This is a genomic window from Amycolatopsis sp. A1MSW2902 (assembly GCF_017312175.1).
Classification (GTDB): Bacteria; Actinomycetota; Actinomycetes; order Mycobacteriales; family Pseudonocardiaceae; genus Amycolatopsis; species Amycolatopsis nivea.
This window is the reverse complement of sequence record NZ_QJPO01000001.1, coordinates 3,500,226-3,516,361: the sequence shown is the minus strand read 5'-3', so window position 1 is coordinate 3,516,361 and position 16,136 is coordinate 3,500,226. Positions and strand designations below refer to the sequence as shown.

17 protein-coding genes are annotated in these 16,136 nt (G+C 71.0%); 7 read left to right on the top strand and 10 right to left on the bottom strand.

Translation table 11 applies throughout. The features are described 5' to 3' along the window. Positions 1-13: 13 nt before the first annotated feature. Entirely contained in the window at positions 14-1,453 is a 1,440-nt protein-coding gene (locus DMP23_RS16125; protein ID WP_337821534.1) for a UbiD family decarboxylase, read from the bottom strand. Positions 1,454-1,538: 85 nt separating this feature from the next. On the opposite strand from DMP23_RS16125, the gene DMP23_RS16120 reads away from it, so the two are divergent. Further along, positions 1,539-2,489, top strand: coding sequence for an Lrp/AsnC family transcriptional regulator (locus DMP23_RS16120; protein WP_337821533.1), 951 nt, complete (start codon positions 1,539-1,541; stop codon positions 2,487-2,489). 55 nt (positions 2,490-2,544) lie between these two features. Here DMP23_RS16120 and DMP23_RS16115 read toward each other — a convergent pair whose 3' ends face one another. From DMP23_RS16115 to DMP23_RS16105, 3 genes are all read right to left on the bottom strand, one after another. Further along, positions 2,545-4,596, bottom strand: a complete 2,052-nt coding sequence (locus tag DMP23_RS16115; protein WP_043833210.1) for a M3 family metallopeptidase — start codon at positions 4,594-4,596, stop codon at positions 2,545-2,547. A gap of 91 nt (positions 4,597-4,687) precedes the next feature. After that, positions 4,688-5,395, bottom strand: coding sequence for a histidine phosphatase family protein (locus DMP23_RS16110; RefSeq protein WP_037805922.1), 708 nt, complete (start codon positions 5,393-5,395; stop codon positions 4,688-4,690). A gap of 29 nt (positions 5,396-5,424) precedes the next feature. Next, positions 5,425-6,267, bottom strand: coding sequence for an undecaprenyl-diphosphate phosphatase (locus tag DMP23_RS16105; protein WP_337821532.1), 843 nt, complete (start codon positions 6,265-6,267; stop codon positions 5,425-5,427). Between the two features lie 161 nt (positions 6,268-6,428). Between DMP23_RS16105 and DMP23_RS16100 the strand changes: the two genes are divergently transcribed. From DMP23_RS16100 to DMP23_RS16075, 6 genes are all read left to right on the top strand, one after another. After that, positions 6,429-7,391, top strand: coding sequence for an aldo/keto reductase (locus DMP23_RS16100; RefSeq protein WP_037805921.1), 963 nt, complete (start codon positions 6,429-6,431; stop codon positions 7,389-7,391). 98 nt (positions 7,392-7,489) lie between these two features. Next, a complete protein-coding gene (locus tag DMP23_RS16095; protein ID WP_037805920.1) occupies positions 7,490-8,503 on the top strand; it encodes a hypothetical protein in 1,014 nt (337 codons plus the stop codon). Continuing rightward, positions 8,500-8,724: a DUF5703 family protein gene (locus tag DMP23_RS16090; RefSeq protein ID WP_009078687.1), complete on the top strand. Its 225-nt coding sequence runs from the start codon at positions 8,500-8,502 to the stop codon at positions 8,722-8,724. The genes DMP23_RS16095 and DMP23_RS16090 overlap by 4 nt, the downstream gene beginning before the upstream one ends. Positions 8,725-8,742: 18 nt before the next feature. Then, positions 8,743-9,324, top strand: coding sequence for a dihydrofolate reductase family protein (locus DMP23_RS16085; protein ID WP_238606017.1), 582 nt, complete (start codon positions 8,743-8,745; stop codon positions 9,322-9,324). A gap of 6 nt (positions 9,325-9,330) precedes the next feature. Beyond that, a complete protein-coding gene (locus tag DMP23_RS16080) occupies positions 9,331-10,533 on the top strand; it encodes an RNA polymerase sigma factor (protein ID WP_337821531.1) in 1,203 nt (400 codons plus the stop codon). Positions 10,534-10,543: 10 nt separating this feature from the next. Beyond that, on the top strand, positions 10,544-10,954 hold the full coding sequence (locus DMP23_RS16075) for a VOC family protein (protein ID WP_337821530.1): 411 nt from the start codon (positions 10,544-10,546) through the stop codon (positions 10,952-10,954). 3 nt (positions 10,955-10,957) lie between these two features. On the opposite strand, the gene DMP23_RS16070 is transcribed toward DMP23_RS16075, so the two are convergent. The 6 genes from DMP23_RS16070 to DMP23_RS16045 all read right to left on the bottom strand — a co-directional run bounded on the left by DMP23_RS16070 (position 10,958) and on the right by DMP23_RS16045 (position 15,972). Further along, positions 10,958-11,320 (bottom strand): YciI family protein, encoded by a 363-nt coding sequence (locus DMP23_RS16070; protein WP_337821529.1) that lies wholly within the window; start codon positions 11,318-11,320, stop codon positions 10,958-10,960. 70 nt (positions 11,321-11,390) lie between these two features. Beyond that, the gene (locus tag DMP23_RS16065; protein ID WP_337821528.1) at positions 11,391-12,119 is read right to left on the bottom strand and encodes an SRPBCC family protein; all 729 of its coding nucleotides are present in this window, start codon (positions 12,117-12,119) and stop codon (positions 11,391-11,393) included. Beyond that, positions 12,112-12,714, bottom strand: coding sequence for an ArsR/SmtB family transcription factor (locus DMP23_RS16060; RefSeq protein WP_037805909.1), 603 nt, complete (start codon positions 12,712-12,714; stop codon positions 12,112-12,114). Before DMP23_RS16060 ends, DMP23_RS16065 begins: the two co-directional genes overlap by 8 nt. 32 nt (positions 12,715-12,746) lie before the next feature. Continuing rightward, positions 12,747-13,640 carry an alpha/beta fold hydrolase gene (locus DMP23_RS16055; protein WP_037805908.1) on the bottom strand — a complete coding sequence of 298 codons (894 nt, stop codon included), beginning with the start codon at positions 13,638-13,640 and terminating at the stop codon, positions 12,747-12,749. Next, positions 13,640-14,962, bottom strand: a complete 1,323-nt coding sequence (locus DMP23_RS16050) for a M20/M25/M40 family metallo-hydrolase (RefSeq protein WP_238606011.1) — start codon at positions 14,960-14,962, stop codon at positions 13,640-13,642. The genes DMP23_RS16055 and DMP23_RS16050 overlap by 1 nt, the downstream gene beginning before the upstream one ends. A gap of 176 nt (positions 14,963-15,138) precedes the next feature. Further along, positions 15,139-15,972, bottom strand: coding sequence for a transposase family protein (locus DMP23_RS16045; protein WP_337820148.1), 834 nt, complete (start codon positions 15,970-15,972; stop codon positions 15,139-15,141). Positions 15,973-16,136 lie beyond the last annotated feature (164 nt).

The following is a 16,136-nucleotide window of genomic DNA, read 5'->3' as shown; positions in this document are numbered from 1 at the left end:
CCTCCTTGGACGGTCAGAGCGGCAGGATGTCCTTCCAGCGCGCGCGGAGTTCGGCGCGGTAGCCCTCGCCGACCCGGTTGGCGCGCGGATACTGGTCCTTCCACGCGAACGGTTTGCAGGCGTCGACGAGCACGATCCCCATGGACAGATCGCCTGCCTCCCGTTTGGCCGGCGAGAGGCGGGGATCGATGGCGGTGGTGGGCGAGCGGAGGACGTGGATCGACTCCGCCGGGTCGACGCGGGTGAACAGCGCCCAGAGCACATGGTTGACGTCGGTGATGTCGATGTCCTCGTCGACCACCACGAGATAGCGCTCCATCCCGCCGGTGCGCTTGCGCGACGCGGCGGCCAGCAGCGCGTGCATGGCGTCGCCGGCCCCGGTCTGCTTGATGGAGACGACCATCATGAGCTGACGCGCGTAGGCCCACACGCCCTGGACGTTCTGGACCCCGGCCTGCTCAAGGTGGTCCCAGGTCACGGTGGCGGAGTAGAGCGGCACGGCCTGGTCGCCCGCCGGGACGGTCGGCAGCATCGGCGGAGCGCCGAGGATGATCGGGTCGTCCCGGTGCAGGATCTGCCGCACCCGCACCACGGGTTCCCGGCCGCTGTGGGTGTAGTAGCCGGTCCATTCGCCGAACGGGCCTTCCAGGACCGACTCCTCCTCGGGCGGCGGCATCTCGCCGGCGAGGACGATCTCCGCGTGCGCCGGGACGGGCAGGTCGGTGCCAGGCGCGTGCAGCACCTCGACGCCCTGCCCGCGCAGGCCGCCGGCCAGGTCGTACTCGGAAACGCCTTCGGGGGCGGACATCGCGGCGGCGGTGGACAGGATCGGGTCCTGCCCGACGACGATCGCGATCGGGCAGTTCCGGCCGCGGTCCCAGTACTTGTGCGCGATCGCGCGCGCGTGCCGGTTGCCGAGGAACCACACAGACAGCCGGTCCTTGCCGTGCACGGAGACCCGGTAGGTGCCGACGTTGACCCAGCCGGTGTCCGGGTCGCGGGTCACGACCATGCAGGAGGTGCCGATGTAGCGGCCGCCGTCGCCCTCGTGCCAGCGCGGCGCCGGGAACATGGTCACGTCGACGTCGTCGCCCTCGACGACGTTCTCCAGCACCGGCCCGTCGGCGACCTCGACCGGCGGGATCAGCCGCAGGTCGCGGCTGATGTCCTTCCAGGCCCGCACGATGTCCAGCTTCGGGGTGTCGGCGGGCAGGCCGAGCGCGACGGCGGAGCGGGCCGGAGTGCCCATGAAGTTGGTGCAAACCCGGAAGCCGCTCGGGTAGCCGGGGACGTCGTCGAAGAGCAGCACCGGCCCTTCGCGCTCGGCCAGCAGCTCGGTGAGGCCGCCGATCTCCAGGTCCCAGTGGGCCCCTTCGACGCGGCGCACCTCGTCCTCGCCGAGGGTTTCGGTCAGCTGCTCCAGGTAATGCCGGAGATCACGGAACGCGGTCATGCCCCCACTTTCCGCTCCGGACCGCCTCCCGCTCCAGCCACCGCCGGAAACGCGCCGGATACCGCCACCGACTAAGCTCGGCACCGTGGAAATCCTCGACGTCCAGCTCGTCCACGCGCTCTACCTCGACGGCCGCGCCTCGTTCCGCCGCATCGCCGCCGTGCTCGGCGTCTCCGAGCAGACGATCGCCCGCCGCTACCGCCAGCTCCGCGAAACCGGCGCGGTCCGGGTCGTCGGCCGCCTCGACCCCCGCTTTCTGGGGCACGCCGAGGAATGGGTGCTGCGGGTGCGGTGCGCCCCGCCCGCCACGCTCGCCGTCGCCAGGGCTCTCGCCGAGCGGTCCGACACCTACCGGATCCAGCTCGCCTCCGGCGGCACCGAAATCGGCTGCCACATCCAGGCGCCCGACCAGCGGGCCCGCGACGCGCTCCTGCTGGACAAACTTCCCGCCACCCGCCAGGTGCTCTCGATCGAGGCGCACCAGGTGCTGCGCCTGTTCCGCGGCGGCCCGGACGGCTGGCACACGCCGATCGCGTCCCTGAGCCCCGGCCAGGTCGCCGAACTCGCCCCGCCCTCGCCGGCCGCGGAACCGCTCGACCTCGGCGACGGCGACCGGCTGCTGCTGGACGACCTGGCCCGCGACGGGCGCACCTCCCACGCCGCGCTGGCCGCGAGCACCGGCTGGCACGAGTCGACGGTCCGCCGCCGCATCGACCGGCTGCGGACCAGCGGGACGCTCTACTTCGGCGTCGACTTCGACGAGCGTCTGCTGGGCTGGTCCAGCCACGCCCTGCTGTGGATCTCGGTCAGCCCGGCCGCCCTCGAGGAGGCGGGCGCCGCGCTCGCCCGGTGCCCGGAGATCGCCTACGCCGCCGCCACGACCGGCCCGGCCAACCTCCTGGCCACCGCGCTCTGTTCGGATGCCGGAGCGCTCTACGAATTCATCACCGCACAGGTCGGTCCGCTGCCCGGCGTCCAGACCGTGCAGACCGCCCCGGTCCTGCGCGTCGTCAAACGCGCGGCTGCCCTCCCCTGACCGCCGGAGCGGTCAAGAGAGGGCAGCCGTATAGGTCGTTATACAGTTACCGTGCTTACGCGCCCGCCAGCCCCCGGCGCTTCAGCAGCGGCTCGATCTCCGGTGCGCGGCCGCGGAAGGTCGCGAAGGCCTCCATCGGGTCGACGCTGCCGCCGAGGCCCAGCAGGGTCGACCGGAAGTGGTCGCCGTTCTCCCGCTTGAGGCCGCCGTTCTCGGTGAACCACTCGACGGTGTCCGCGTCGAGCACCTCGCTCCAGATGTAGGAGTAGTACCCGGCGCTGTAGCCGCCCGAGAAGACGTGGTTGAAGTACGTCGTCCGGTAGCGCGGCGGGACGCTTTCCAGTGCCACGCCCGCCTTTTCCAGCGCCGCGGCCTCGAACCGCTGCACGTCCTCCACCCGGTCGTCCGGGCCGAGCTTGTGCCACGCGAGGTCGAGCAGCGCCGCGGCGAGGTACTCGGTCGTGCGGAAGCCTTCGCCGTACTGCTGCGCGGCCTCCAGCAGCTCGACCTGCCCGGCGGGCAGCGGCTCCCCCGTCTCGTGGTGCTTGGCGTAGTTGGCCAGGATTTCCGGCCACAGCATCCACATCTCGTTGACCTGCGACGGGTACTCGACGAAGTCGCGCGGCACGTTGGTGCCGGTGAACGTCGGGAACTCGACGCCGGACAGCAGCGAGTGCAGCGCGTGCCCGAACTCGTGGAACGCGGTGCGCACCTCGTCGAGCGAGAGCAGGGTCGGCTCCCCCTCGCGCGGCTTGGTCACGTTCAGCACGTTGACCACGACCGTGCGCCGCCCGAGCAGCCGCGACTGGTCCACGAAGTTGTTCATCCACGCGCCGCCGCGCTTGGAGTCGCGGGTGTAGTAGTCCATCAGGAACAGGCCGAGCCCGCTGCCGTCGGCGTCGAAGACCTCGAAGATCCGCACCTGCGGGTGGTACTTCGGCAGGTCGTTCCGCTCGGTGAAAGTCAAGCCGTACAACCGGTTCGCGGCCACGAACACGCCGTCGTGCAGCACCCGGTCCAGCTCGAAGTACGGCCGCAGCGCCGCGGTGTCCAGCTGGAACCGCTCGCGCTCCACCTTCGACGCGTAGAACGCCCAGTCCCACGGCTGCAGCGTCGCGCCCGGCACGTCGGCTTCCAGCAGCTTCTGCAGTTCCGCGGCTTCGGTGCGCGCGTTCGCGACCGCCACCGGCGCGAGCCGCTCCAGCAGCCCGCCCGCCGCCTCGACAGTCTTGGCCGTCTCGTCCGCGATCACGTACGCCGCGTGGTTCGGGTAGCCCAGCAGCGCGGCCCGCTCGGCCCGCAGCCGGGTGATCTCCTCGACGATGGCGTTGTTGTCGTACTCGTTGCCGCGGTTGCCCCGCGACACCGAAGCGGTGAAGACGCGCTCCCGCACCGCGCGGTTTTCCAGCGACGCCACGGCCGCCTGCGCGGTGGGCAGCGTCAGGGTCAGCACGTACTTGCCCTCGAGACCGCGCTCGGCCGCAGTCTGCGCCGCCGCCGCGATCGCGCTTTCGCCGAGCCCGGCCAGCTCCGCGGCGTCGTCGAGCACGACCGCGAGATCATTGGTGTCCCGCAGCAGGTTCTGCGAAAAACGGGTCTGCAGCGTCGAAAGCTGCTCGTTCAGCGCGCGCAGCTTCGCCTGGTCCTCCTCGGGCAGCCCGGCGCCCGCGCGGCTGAAGTCGGTGTACCGGCGCTCCAGCAGCCGCAGCTCCTCCGCGTTCAAGCCCAGCTCCGCACGCTTCTGGTACAGCGCGTCGATGCGGGCGAACAGCCGCGGGTTCAGGTGGATCGCGTCCTCGTGCGCGGCCAGCTTCGGAGCCAGCTCGGCCTGGATCTCCTGGACCTCTTCGGTCGCGTTCGAGCTCGAGATGTTGAAGAACGTGCCGGACACCCGGGTCAGCAGCGCACCCGCTCGCTCCAGCGCCGCGATCGTGTTCTCGAAGGTCGGCTCGGCCGGGTCGTCGGCGATCCGCTCCACGTCGGCGGCGTGCTCGGCGAGCCCGGCTTCGAAGGCGGGCCGGTAGTGCTCGTCGGCGATCCGGTCGAACGGCGGCAGCTCGTAGGGCAGGTCGCTGGGGACGGCGAACGGGTTGTCCGGGGAAATCATTCGGGTTTGCGCTCCTGGTTCTCCACAGGGTTCTCCACGTGGTGCCGCCCACCCTACGGGGTCCGGCATCCGACGGAAGGACTGTCGATCGTCAGCGGCCCGTGCTTCCGCCCACGACGGCGTCGCTCGAAGCCTTCTTGCCGCGGCCGCGCTTCTTCTTCGGCGGCGGCGGCACGATCCCGGCCAGGTCTCCGCCGTGCTCGTTCACCCGGAGCACGAACGGCCGCGTTTCGGTGTAGCGCACGACCGACACCGCGGCCGGGTCCACGACGATCCGCTGGAACGCGTCGAGGTGCTGGCCGAGCGCGTCGGCCAGGATCGACTTGATCACGTCGCCGTGGCTGCACACGACCCACACCGCGTGATCGCCGTGCTCGGCGGTGATCCGGGCGTCGTGCGCGCGGATCGCGGCCACCGCGCGCGCCTGCATCTCGGCGAGCCCCTCCCCGCCCGGGAACACCGCCGCCGACGGGTGCGCCTGCACCACGCGCCACAACGGTTCCTTCACCAGGTTCTTGAGTTCCCGGCCGGTCCACTCGCCGTAGTCCACTTCGGACAGCCGCGGCTCCACGACCTTCGTCAGCCCCTGCGCGGCGGCCAGCGGCGCGACGGTCTGCTTGCAGCGCAGCATCGGCGACACGACCAGTTCGGCGACCGGCACCCCGGCGAAACGCTCGACGAGGGCGTCGGCCTGTGCCCGGCCGGTGTCGTCCAGCCCGACCTTCGGCGTGCGCCCGGCGAGGACGCCCGAGCCGTTGGCCGTGGACTTCCCGTGCCGCAGCAAGATGACCGTACTCACGACGCCACCCTAACCGGTGATCCGCCGGTTCAGCCGCCCGCGGGTCCCGCGTTCGGGTCGAGCACGCCGCCGAAGACCAGCCCGAACAGCACCACGCCGAGCACGACGCGGTAGATCACGAAGGGCACGAAGCTGCGCTTCTTGATGTAGGCCATCAGCCACGCGATCACCAGGTAGCCGATGCCGAAGGCGACCAGCGTGGCCAGGATCGTCGGCCCCCACTGCGCGTTCTCGCCGTTCTTGCCGATGTCGGTCAGCTTGTACAGCCCCGAACCGAACACCGCGGGCACCGCGAGCAGGAACGAGTACTCCGCGGCTTCCGAGCGGGTGTAGCCCATCAGCAGGCCGGCGCTCGTCGTGCCGCCCGAGCGCGAGACGCCCGGGATCAGCGCGAGCGCCTGCGCGAAGCCGTACGCCAGGCCGTGCGGCACGTTCAGGTGGTCCAGCGTCCGCTGCTGCTTCGCGGTCCGGTCGGCGAACAGCAGGATCAGGCCGAACACGATGAGCGTCGTCGCGGTGATCCGCAGGTCGCGGAACGCCCGGTCGATCTCGTCCTGCAGGAGCAGGCCGAGCACGACGATCGGCAGCGACCCGACGATGATCAGCCAGCCCAGCCGCGCGTCCGGGTCGCGCCGCCAGTCCGGGCGGTAGAGCGAGAAGAACCAGGCGCGCAGGATCCGGCCGATCTTGGGCCCGAAGTAGAGGATCACCGCGAGCTCGGTGCCGATCTGGGTGACCGCGGTGAACGCCGCGCCCGGATCGCCCCAGCCCGCCAGCGCGGCGACGATCCGCACGTGCGCGCTCGAGGAGATCGGCAGGAACTCGGTGAGCCCCTGCACCAGCCCCAGGACCAGGGCCTCGAACCATCCCATCAGGCCGCTCCCGCCGGTTCGCCCGCCCGCACGGGGCGCAGTCCGATTCGCACGGTCGGGAACCTATCGGGTGGTTCCTGAGGACCACCCCGAGGGCGCCGGTCCGACACGGGGTCACCTTGCCCGGGTCGCGGCGGGCGCGCCCACTAGGCTCGGCGGTCGTGGAAAAGCGACAGCTCGGCCGGTCGGGACTGCGGATATCGCGGATGGCCCTCGGCACCATGACGTGGGGCGGCGACACCGATCCGGACGAGGCGGCCAGCCAGCTGGTCGCGTTCGTGGACGCGGGCGGCACGCTCGTGGACACCGCCGACCTCTACGCCGGCGGCGAGGCCGAGCGGATGCTCGGCGAACTGCTGTCGGACCTGGTGCCGCGCGAGGACGTCGTGCTGGCCACGAAGACTGTCGCCCGCCGTACCGACGGCCCGTTCGGCGGCGGCGCTTCGCGCGGCGCGCTGCTGTCCGCGCTCGAAGGGTCGCTGCAACGGCTGCGCACCGACCACATCGACCTGTGGCAGCTGCACGCGTGGGATTCCTGCGTGCCGATCGAGGAAACGCTCTCCGCGCTCGACTACGCGGTGACGAGCGGCAAGGTCCGCTACGTCGGCGTCTCCAACTACGCGGGCTGGCAGCTCGCCACCGCCGCCTCGCTCGCCGCGGTGCCGCTCGTGTCCGGGCAGTTCGAGTACTCGCTGCTGGAACGCGGCATCGAACGCGAAGTCGTCCCGGCCGCGACGCACCACGGGATCGGCGTCCTGCCGTGGGCCCCGCTCGGCCGCGGCGTCCTCACCGGGAAGTACCGCACCGGAACGCCCGCCGACTCGCGCGGCGCGTCCGCCGAGTACGCCGGATACGTCGAACACCACCGCACCGAACGGGCCGCGCGGATCGTGCAGGCGGTCGTGACCGCCGCCGAAGGCCTCGGCACGTCGCCGCTCGCGGTGGCGCTGGCCTGGGTCCGGGACCGGCCCGGGGTGGCCGCGCCGGTCGTCGGCGCGCGCGACACCGGCCAGCTCACCGGGTCGCTCGCCGCCGAAGAGCTCACGCTCCCGCCTGCGATCCGCAGTGCGCTGGACGACGTCAGCGACATCGAATTCGGCTATCCGGAACGAGGCACCCGGTGAGCCGCAGGTGTCGGGTCGGTGACACGGGCGTGACGCGTCGGCGTTCCTGGAGGATGCTGGAGGGACCCGTTCGCCGGAGCTTTGGTGGAGGTTTCAAGGTGCGTCGGCTCACCGCCGCGTCGCGGATCGCGATCCCGCTGGCCGGTGCGCTCGCGCTGTCCGCCTGCTCGTCCTCGGAGCAGCCGAAGGACAATCTGCAGGTCGTGGCCAATCCGACGGCCGCGAAACCCGCCGCCTCCCCCGCCCGCGCGGTGCCGCCCGCCGGGCAGGTGCTGCCGATGCCGGTGGTGTCCGCGATCGCGGCCGACCAGCAGAGCCACACCCTCGTCGTCGCCCTCAAACAGCCCGCTGAGCTGCGGCTTTACGATCTCGCCTCGCTCGGTGCGCCGAAGAAGACCGTCGCGCTGCCCGGTCCGGCGGAATCGCTCAGCGTGTCCGGGGGCCAGGCGCTCGCCGGGATCCCGGGCAAGGGCGTGCTCGCCCGCGTCGCGCTGCCGAGCGGGCAAGTGACCGCCGAAAAGGTCGCCGGGCAGCCGGCCGCCGGGGTCGCCGACGGGCCGGACACGCTCGTCGCGGTCCGCGACCGCAAGGCCGTCGAGGTGCTGGCGAACGGCTCGGTCGCGAAGACCATCACCGGTCAGCTCTACAGCGCCGACGACGTGGTCAACACCGGCAACGGCGTCGTCGTCCTCGACCGGCTGCGCACTGCCGTGTTCAGCGTGGACGTGCAGGCCGGAACCATGGACGAGGGCCTGCGCGCGGGCGACGGCGCCGCCAACGCGGTCGCCGACTCCTACGGCCGCGTCCTGGTCACCGACGCCCGCGCGGGCGCGCTGCTCGCGTTCTCGACCAACCCGCTGATCCTCCGCCAGCGCTACCCGGTGCCCGGTGGCGCGTACGGCCTCGCCTACGACGCGAAGCGCAGCCTGGCGTGGGTCACCCTGACCGCCCGCAACGAGGTCGTCGGCTACGACGTCCGCGGCGGAGAGCCTGTCGAGAAGTACCGATTCCCGACCGTGCGCCAGCCGGACACGGTGGGCGTCGACGACCAGAGCGGCCGCGTGTTCGTCGGCTCGGCCGCCGGAGAAGGGACCCAGGTGATCCAGCCATGACGACAGTCGACGAGGCGGTGGTCGAAGGGGATTGGGAGTATCGCCGCCTGCGCCTCCCCCCGGCGGTGTCCCGGCGCGCGGCGATGATCCAGCTCTCCATCCACGCGGAGTTCGCGGGCTGGGAACTGCGCACGGTCCGGCTGTACGCCGACGGGACGCGCCGCATCTGGTTGCGGCGCAAGCGCACGGCGGCCGACCACTCGACGGGGCTCGCGACCTGACCTGCTTGACTGTCCGTTATGCGCAAGTTGGTCTATCTGGTCGCGTCCACCCTCGACGGCTTCATCGCGGCTCCGACCCGGGAGGACCCGACCGGCTCGGTATTCCAGTTCGAGGGCGACCACGCCGAGCCGCTGCTGCGCGAGTATCCGGAAATGGTGCCGACGCACCTCCGGTCCGTGCTCGGCATCGAGGACGTCCCGCACCGGCATTTCGACACGGTGGTCGAAGGCCGGGTTTCCTACCAGATGGGCGTCGACCTCGGCGTTCCGGACGCGTACACGCATCTGCGGCACTACGTCTTCTCCCGCACCATGACCGAGGCGCCCGGCCCAGCTGTGCAGGTGGTCAACACTGATCCGGCGGAGAAGATCCGCGAGCTGAAGAAGGAAGACGGCAAGGACATCTGGCTCGTCGGCGGAGGCGCGCTGGCCGGAGCGCTGCGCGACGAAGTGGACGAGTTGCACCTGAAGCTGTACCCGGTGGTCATCGGCTCCGGCGCACCGCTGTTCGACGCCGGGTTCTCCGTGGACAGCTACCGGATGGCGGACAGCCGGACCTTCGAGAGCGGCGTCGCCCTGCTGCGGTATGTCCGCGCCTGAACCCTCGTGAACGACGTCGCCGAGCTGACCGAGCGCCTCTGGCGCACCGACGCCGCCAGCATGCTGGGTGCGCTCAGCCGTCGGCTCGGCGACTTCGATCGCGCTGAGGAAGCGCTGTCGGATGCGATCGCCGAGGCACTCAAGCGCTGGCCCGGCGAAGGAGTGCCGTCCAGTCCCACCGGATGGCTCGTCACGACCGGGTGGCGCAAGGCGATCGACCGGCTTCGCCGGGACGCGGTCGGCCAGGAGAAGGCCGTCCGGGCAGCGGCGGAACCGCCTCCGGAGCCGGGCACCGACGACCGGCTGGCGATGATTTTCGCTTGCTGCCACCCGGATTTGCCGGAACCGGCCCAGGTCGCGCTGACGCTGTACGCCGCGGGCGGGCTGACCACCGCCGAGATCGCCGCCGCGTTCCTGGTGCCGGTGCCGACGATGGCGCAACGGCTTTCGCGAGCCAAACGACTGTTGCGGGAACGCGGCATCGGATTCGAACCGCCGCAGCCGCACGAGTACGCCGACCGGCTGCCCGCCGTCCTCGCGGTGGTCTATTTGGTGTTCAACGAGGGTTATCTCTCCAGCGGAGATTCGGCGCAGCGGCAGGAATTGGCGCGCGAGGGCGTCGAACTGGCCCGGCAGCTCGCCGAGTCGCTGCCTCGCGAACCGGAAGTCGCCGGGCTGGCCGCGTTGCTGGAGTTGCAGCACGCGCCCGTCGCGGCGCGGTTCGACGCACGGGGGCGGATTGTGGTGCTGGAACAGCAGGATCGACGACTGTGGGACGGTCCGGCGATTCAGCGCGCGGTGCTGCGGTTGCGCGAGGCGGTGCGGCTTGGCCAGCCCGGGCCTTATCAAACCCGGGCTGGCATCGCCGCGATGCACGCTGTCGCAAGGAGTTTCGCGGAGACCGACTGGGTGGGCGTCCGCGCGATGTACGACCGGCTTTACACACTGGACCCGTCGCCCGTCGTTTTGCTGAACCGGGCGGTGGCCACGCGATACCCCGCCGGCCCGGCTCCGGCGCTCGACGAGGTCGACGCGCTCGAAGACCAGCTGTCTGGCTACCACCTGTGGCACGCTGCCCGGGCCGATCTGCTCGCCGCGCTCGACCGGCCGGACGAGGCGCTGACCTCGGCGAAGCGGGCGCTGGAACTGGCCTCGAACCCGGCCGAGCGCGAGCTGATGGCGCGGCGCGCAGCCGATTTGGCAGGCTAGTCTGACGCACATGGTCGACACTCCGCTGCAGACCGTGTACCCCAACCTCACCTACGCCGATCCGAAAGCCGCGATCGAATTTCTCGTCGAGGCCTTCGGATTCGAGTCGCATTTCGTGGTCGAGGCAGGGAACGGCGTCGAGCACGCCCAGGTCCGCGCGGGCGCGAGCCTGATCTTCCTCAGCCGGGACCACGAGGGCGGCCAGTACGGCATGCACAGCCCGCTCGCGCTGGGCGGCACCAGCCACGCGTTGTGCGTCTGGGTGCCGGACAGCACGCTCGACGACCACCAGGCCCGGGCCGAGGCCGCCGGCGCGCGAATCCTCAACCCGGTGCACGATTCCCCGGCCGGGGTGCGCGAGTACTCGTGCGCCGATCCCGAAGGCCAGGTCTGGACCTTCAGCAGCTACGCGGGCGAGTGAGGCTCACTCTTCTTCTCGGCTCATCACCGGCCGGACCTCCACCGCGCTCACGCCCGGTCCCAGCGGCCAGCTCGCCGCGACCTCGACCGCCTCGTCGATGTCGGCACACTCCAGCAAAATCACCGAACCGACGATCTCCTTCAGCTCCACGTACGGCCCGTCGGTGACCACCGGTTTCCCGTTCGCCCCGGCCCGGACCGTCCTCGCCGTCTCCCGCGGCTGCAGTTCGACGCCGTTCCCGACCTTGCCGGACGGCTGCCAGCGCTCGAACCACGCGTAGATCTGCTTCATCTGGTCTTCCTCGTCCGCCGGGGACAAGGCGGCCCATTCGCGGTCGTCGCCGCAGATCAGCATCGCGTACTGCACGGTTTCTCCTCCTGGTCGGAAAACGCTCTCGACCGGATGACGAACGGGCCGCCCCGGTTTTCGACAAGGCTCAGCCGAGCGCGGCCATCCACTCCGTCCACTTGGCTTCCTCCGCCGCCACGTCGACGTCCGGCGCGACGATGTGGTGCGTCGCCACCAGTGGTCCGCGGAAGCCTTGCATGAAGCAGAAAAGCCCCTCTGCAGTACGAATCCCGACGGTCTGCTCGTTCACCGCGTACACCACGCCGTCCGAACCGGCCAGCCGGACTTTCGCGCCGACAGTCAGCTGCGCGACGCCCACTTCCCTCGCCAGCGCAGCCCACAATGCAGGCCAGTCCGCGACGGCCCTCGTCCCGAACGCGGTGACCGGTTTCGCCGTCCGGCCCGGGAAGTGCTGCACGAATTCCACCAGGTTGCGGAAGAACAGCGCGCCGCCCGCCTGCATGGCCTCGAACTCGTCGGCCCAGTCGTCGCCGGGCAGGAAGCCGCTGGTGACACAACGGATCACCGAACTGCCGCCCTCGCGGCCCTCGACGAGGAATTCGTAAGCGATCCGGCGTCCGTCCGGATCCGGCTCGCCGCCGTAGGCCAGCCGATTCGGCGGATCCCAGGCGGTGATCGCGTGCGTCGGTTCGTAGGCCGCGAATGCCCCGCGTACCGCGCCGCCTACCCCGCCTTCGACCTCGTTGCGGCCCATGAACCACGAGTCGATGCCCGGCCCGGTCGCGATCGCCGCCCAGACCTGTTCCGGCTCGGCCGGGACCTCGGCGACGTCGATCTCCCGGAATTCCTTACCCATGCCCGTTTTCCTCCCCCATCGGCACGCTCGGGTGCACCGCCAGGACCACCCGGTGCGCGCGGCCGTTCTCGGCTTTCTCGTCGTGGTACTTCCCGACCAGCGTGGTCACCGCCGTCGCCAGCTCCTCCGCGAACGCCGCCCGGTCGGCCGCCGAAGCGAACCGGACCTCGCCGTCGAGCGCGAAGGTGGCGACGCGTTTCTTCGCTTTCGCCGCACCGGTGATCAGGATCCCGACGTCGCGCACGAGCCGTCCGGCGACCGCCAGCAGCCAGCGCGCGGAGAGCCGGTCCGGAGACTGCGCCGGATCGGGCTGCACGGCCGCGAGCGCGGACGGCGAGATCACGTACGACGCCGCGGTCGCCCGCATCATCCGTTCCGTGACGTTGCCCTTGCGCCGCTCCTCGACCAGCTCCACGAGGCCGTGCTTTTCCAGCGCGCGCAGGTGGTAGTTGACCTTCTGCCTCGGCAGGTCGACGCGGGCGGCCAGCATCGTCGCCGAGGCGGGCTGCGCCAGTTCGGCGAGCAGCCGGGCCCGGACCGGGTCCAGCGACACTTCGGCCGCGGCCGCGTCCTCGATCACCGCAACGGGAAACATGCGCCCATCGTCGCGGCTGAATACTCAGATTGTCAAGACAGGTTTTGTTGTCGGTAGACCTCGTGCACCACCGAGGCGATCCGCGGCACCACCTGCGCCGCGGCCTCCAGCGGCACGACGTGCCCGACACCGGGCAGCACCACGGCGTACCCCTGAGCCAGCCCGCGCACGAACTGCTCGACGTCGGCGGGCGCGACGATCCGGTCCCGCTCCCCCACGATCGCCGTCACCGGCAGGTCGCCAGCCAGCGACAACGCGGCTTCGCGCGCGTAGGCGTCGAGCGCGGGCCGGAACTGCGCGACAGTGTGCGGCCAGTTGCCGCGAATCATCTTCACGGTCAGCTCGACCAGGTCCGGGTCGGGATCGTCGCCGAACAGCCACCAGCGCAGCCCCGCGCTCACCGCGCGGCTGGTGTGCTCGCGGAACACGCCGTACAGCTTCGCGCCCAGCACCATTTCGAGGTCCTGCGCGAGCTTGCCGAGCGCGTTGGGCCAGGCAGCCGACGCCTCGGTGGCCAGCCGCCCGGACGACGTCGACAGCAGCACCAGTCCGCCGGCACGCTCGGCGAACAGCTCCGGATGCCGCTGGGTCAGCGACATGACCGCGAGCCCGCCCATGTCGTGGCCGACGAGCACGACGCGCCCGTGCGGGACGGCTTGCTCGATCACCTCGGCGAGGTCGTCGGCGAGCTGGCCCATCGTCGCGGTGCCGCGCGCGGCCCGGCCGGATTCGCCGTGCCCGCGGTGGTCGTAGCTGACCACCGCGAGCGGATGCTCGACCGCGTCCGGCAGCACCGGGGCGATCCGGCCCCAGCTGCGCTGGTCGAGCGCGTAGCCGTGCAGCAGCACGACGGTCACGGCCGCCGCCGGATCGCCCCTGCGCACGAGGTGCAGGGGCGTGCCGTCGGCGAGCCGGAACCCGGACATCAGGAGGAGCGGAGGAACCGGTCCAGCACGCGGACGCCGAACTTCAGCGCGTCGACCGGGACGCGTTCGTCCACGCCGTGGAAGAGCCCGGAGAAGTCCAGGTCGGCGGGCAGTTTCAGCGGCGCGAAGCCGAAGTTGCGGATGCCGAGCTGCTGGAAGGACTTCGCGTCGGTGCCGCCGGAGAGCATGTACGGCAGAGTGCGCGCGCCCGGGTCCTCGGCGAGCACCGCGGCGGTCATGGCGTCGACGAGCGCGCCGTCGAACGTCGTCTCGACCGGCGGCAGCTCCATCCACTCCTTCTCGATATCCGGCCCGAGCAGCTCGTCCAGCTCCCGGTCGAACGCCTCGAGCCGCCCCGGCAGGATGCGGCAGTCGACCGCCGCCTCGGCCACCGAAGGGATCACGTTCGACTTGTAGCCCGCGGTGAGCATCGTCGGGTTCGCGGTGTCGCGCAGGGTCGCGCCGATCATCCGGGAGATGTTGCCGAGCTTGGCGACCGCGCCCTCGAGGTCGTCCTCGGGAAAGTCCCAGCCGGTGATCTCGGTGACCCCGGCGAGGAATTCGCGCACGGAATCGGTCAGCACCAACGGAAACTGGTGCTGCCCCAGCTTCGCGACGGCTTCGGACAACTTGGTGACCGCGTTGTCGCGATGAATCATCGACCCGTGGCCCGCCGTGCCGCGCACGCGCAGCTTCATCCAGCGGATGCCCTTCTCGGCCGTCTCGATCACGTACGCGCGGACGTTGTCCTTCAACGTGATCGAGAACCCGCCAACCTCGCTGATCGCCTCGGTGACGCCCTCGAACAGCTCGGGCCGGTTCTCCACCAGCCACTGCGCCCCGTACTTGCCGCCCGCTTCCTCGTCCGCGACGAACAGGAACACGAGGTCGCGAGGAGGAACGATATTGTTGATCTTGTAGTGCCGCGCGAGGGCCAGCGTCATGCCGACCATGTCCTTCATGTCGACCGCGCCGCGCCCCCACACGTACCCGTCCTGGACCGCACCGGAGAACGGATGCACCGACCACTCGGCCGGGTCCGCGGGGACGACGTCGAGGTGCCCGTGAATCAGCAACGCCCCGCGGCCGGGGTCGGCCCCCGGCAGCCGCACGATGACGTTGTGCCGGTCCTTGCCGCCAGACTCGACGTAGGTGATCTCGTACCCGGCGTCAGTCAGCTTCTCCGCGACGTACTCAGCCGCGACCCGCTCGCCCACGAGGGTTTCGGGGTCGCCGGTATTGGTGGTGTCGATGCGGATCAGCTCGCTGGTAAGCGTGACAGCCTCGTCCGCGGCGGCGTCGATCAAGTTCGGTTGGGTCACCGGCCATTCCTATCATCCGCCACGAGAAGACGCCGCCGTCCCGCCGACTGGACCCCCTCCCCGGGCGCGGCGCCCCCAATGCGGCATTGGGTGCGTCAGACGCACCGAACGCCACATTGGGGATTTTTCATCCTGGTTTGTGCTGTTCATGGCGGGTTGACGGGGTGTGGTAGTTGTCAGGCCGGGGTGGGCTGGGCGGTGTCGCGGACGGCTTGTTCGTGCTGGGTGAGGACGAGCAGGGCGCGGACGAGGGTGGTGGCGTGGCGTGGTGCGATGCGGAGTTTGTCGAGGACGCGCCAGGTTTTGAGGGCGGCGAAGCCGCCCTCGACCGCGCAGCGCATCGCGTTGAACACGCTGTTGGCCTGTTTCTGCGGCTCGGTGAGCGGCCGGTTGGTTTCGGCTTTGAACGGGGTGAGCACGATCTGCGCGCAGGGGCCGCCGCAGTCCGGGCAGTGGCGGGTGTCGCGGACGTCTTTGTGCCAGCCCTGGTAGCCCTTGTCCGCGGCGGGGGTCAGGCCGTGGGCGTGGAGGCGGTCGCGCAGCCGGTGGCGGCGGGCGGCGGTGATGTCGGCGGTCCTGCCCGGCAGCACGGCCGAGACCCACAGCAGCCGTCCGTGTTCGTCGGTGAGGCCTTGGACGTTGAGGCCGTGGTGTTTGTGCTTGCCGCTGTAGTTGCGGCGATTGTCTGTGCCGGTGCGGCGGCGGGTGCGGATCAGGGTCCCGTCGGCCAGCACCACCGCCGCGCCGCGGGCGGCCAGCCGCCGCAGCACCCGCCCCAGCCGCGGCGCCCGGGCCGCGAGCAGGTCGATGGCCTCCAGCAGCCAGCGGCGCAGCGTGGCGGCCGACACCGCGTTGGCGCGGGACAGGTCCAGCAGCCGCTGGTCGTGGCGCAGCATCGCCAGCACCAGCACCGCCTGCTCGGCCGGGGACGCCTTGCGCCACCGCGACCCGATCGCCCGGCGGCGGCGGCCGATCAACCCGGCCAGCATCGCGATCGTGGGCGGCGACACCGGCAACACGCTGCGATACGAGGCCAGAACCTGCTGTGAGACAGTGAGAGCGGAGCCCCCGGACGTTTTTTCTCGAGTCACGACTTGATCAACATCCGGGGGCTCCGCCGCGTTCCCGCCCGGCCCACGCCCGCCCCGCAACTCCGTTACAGCACAACCACAAC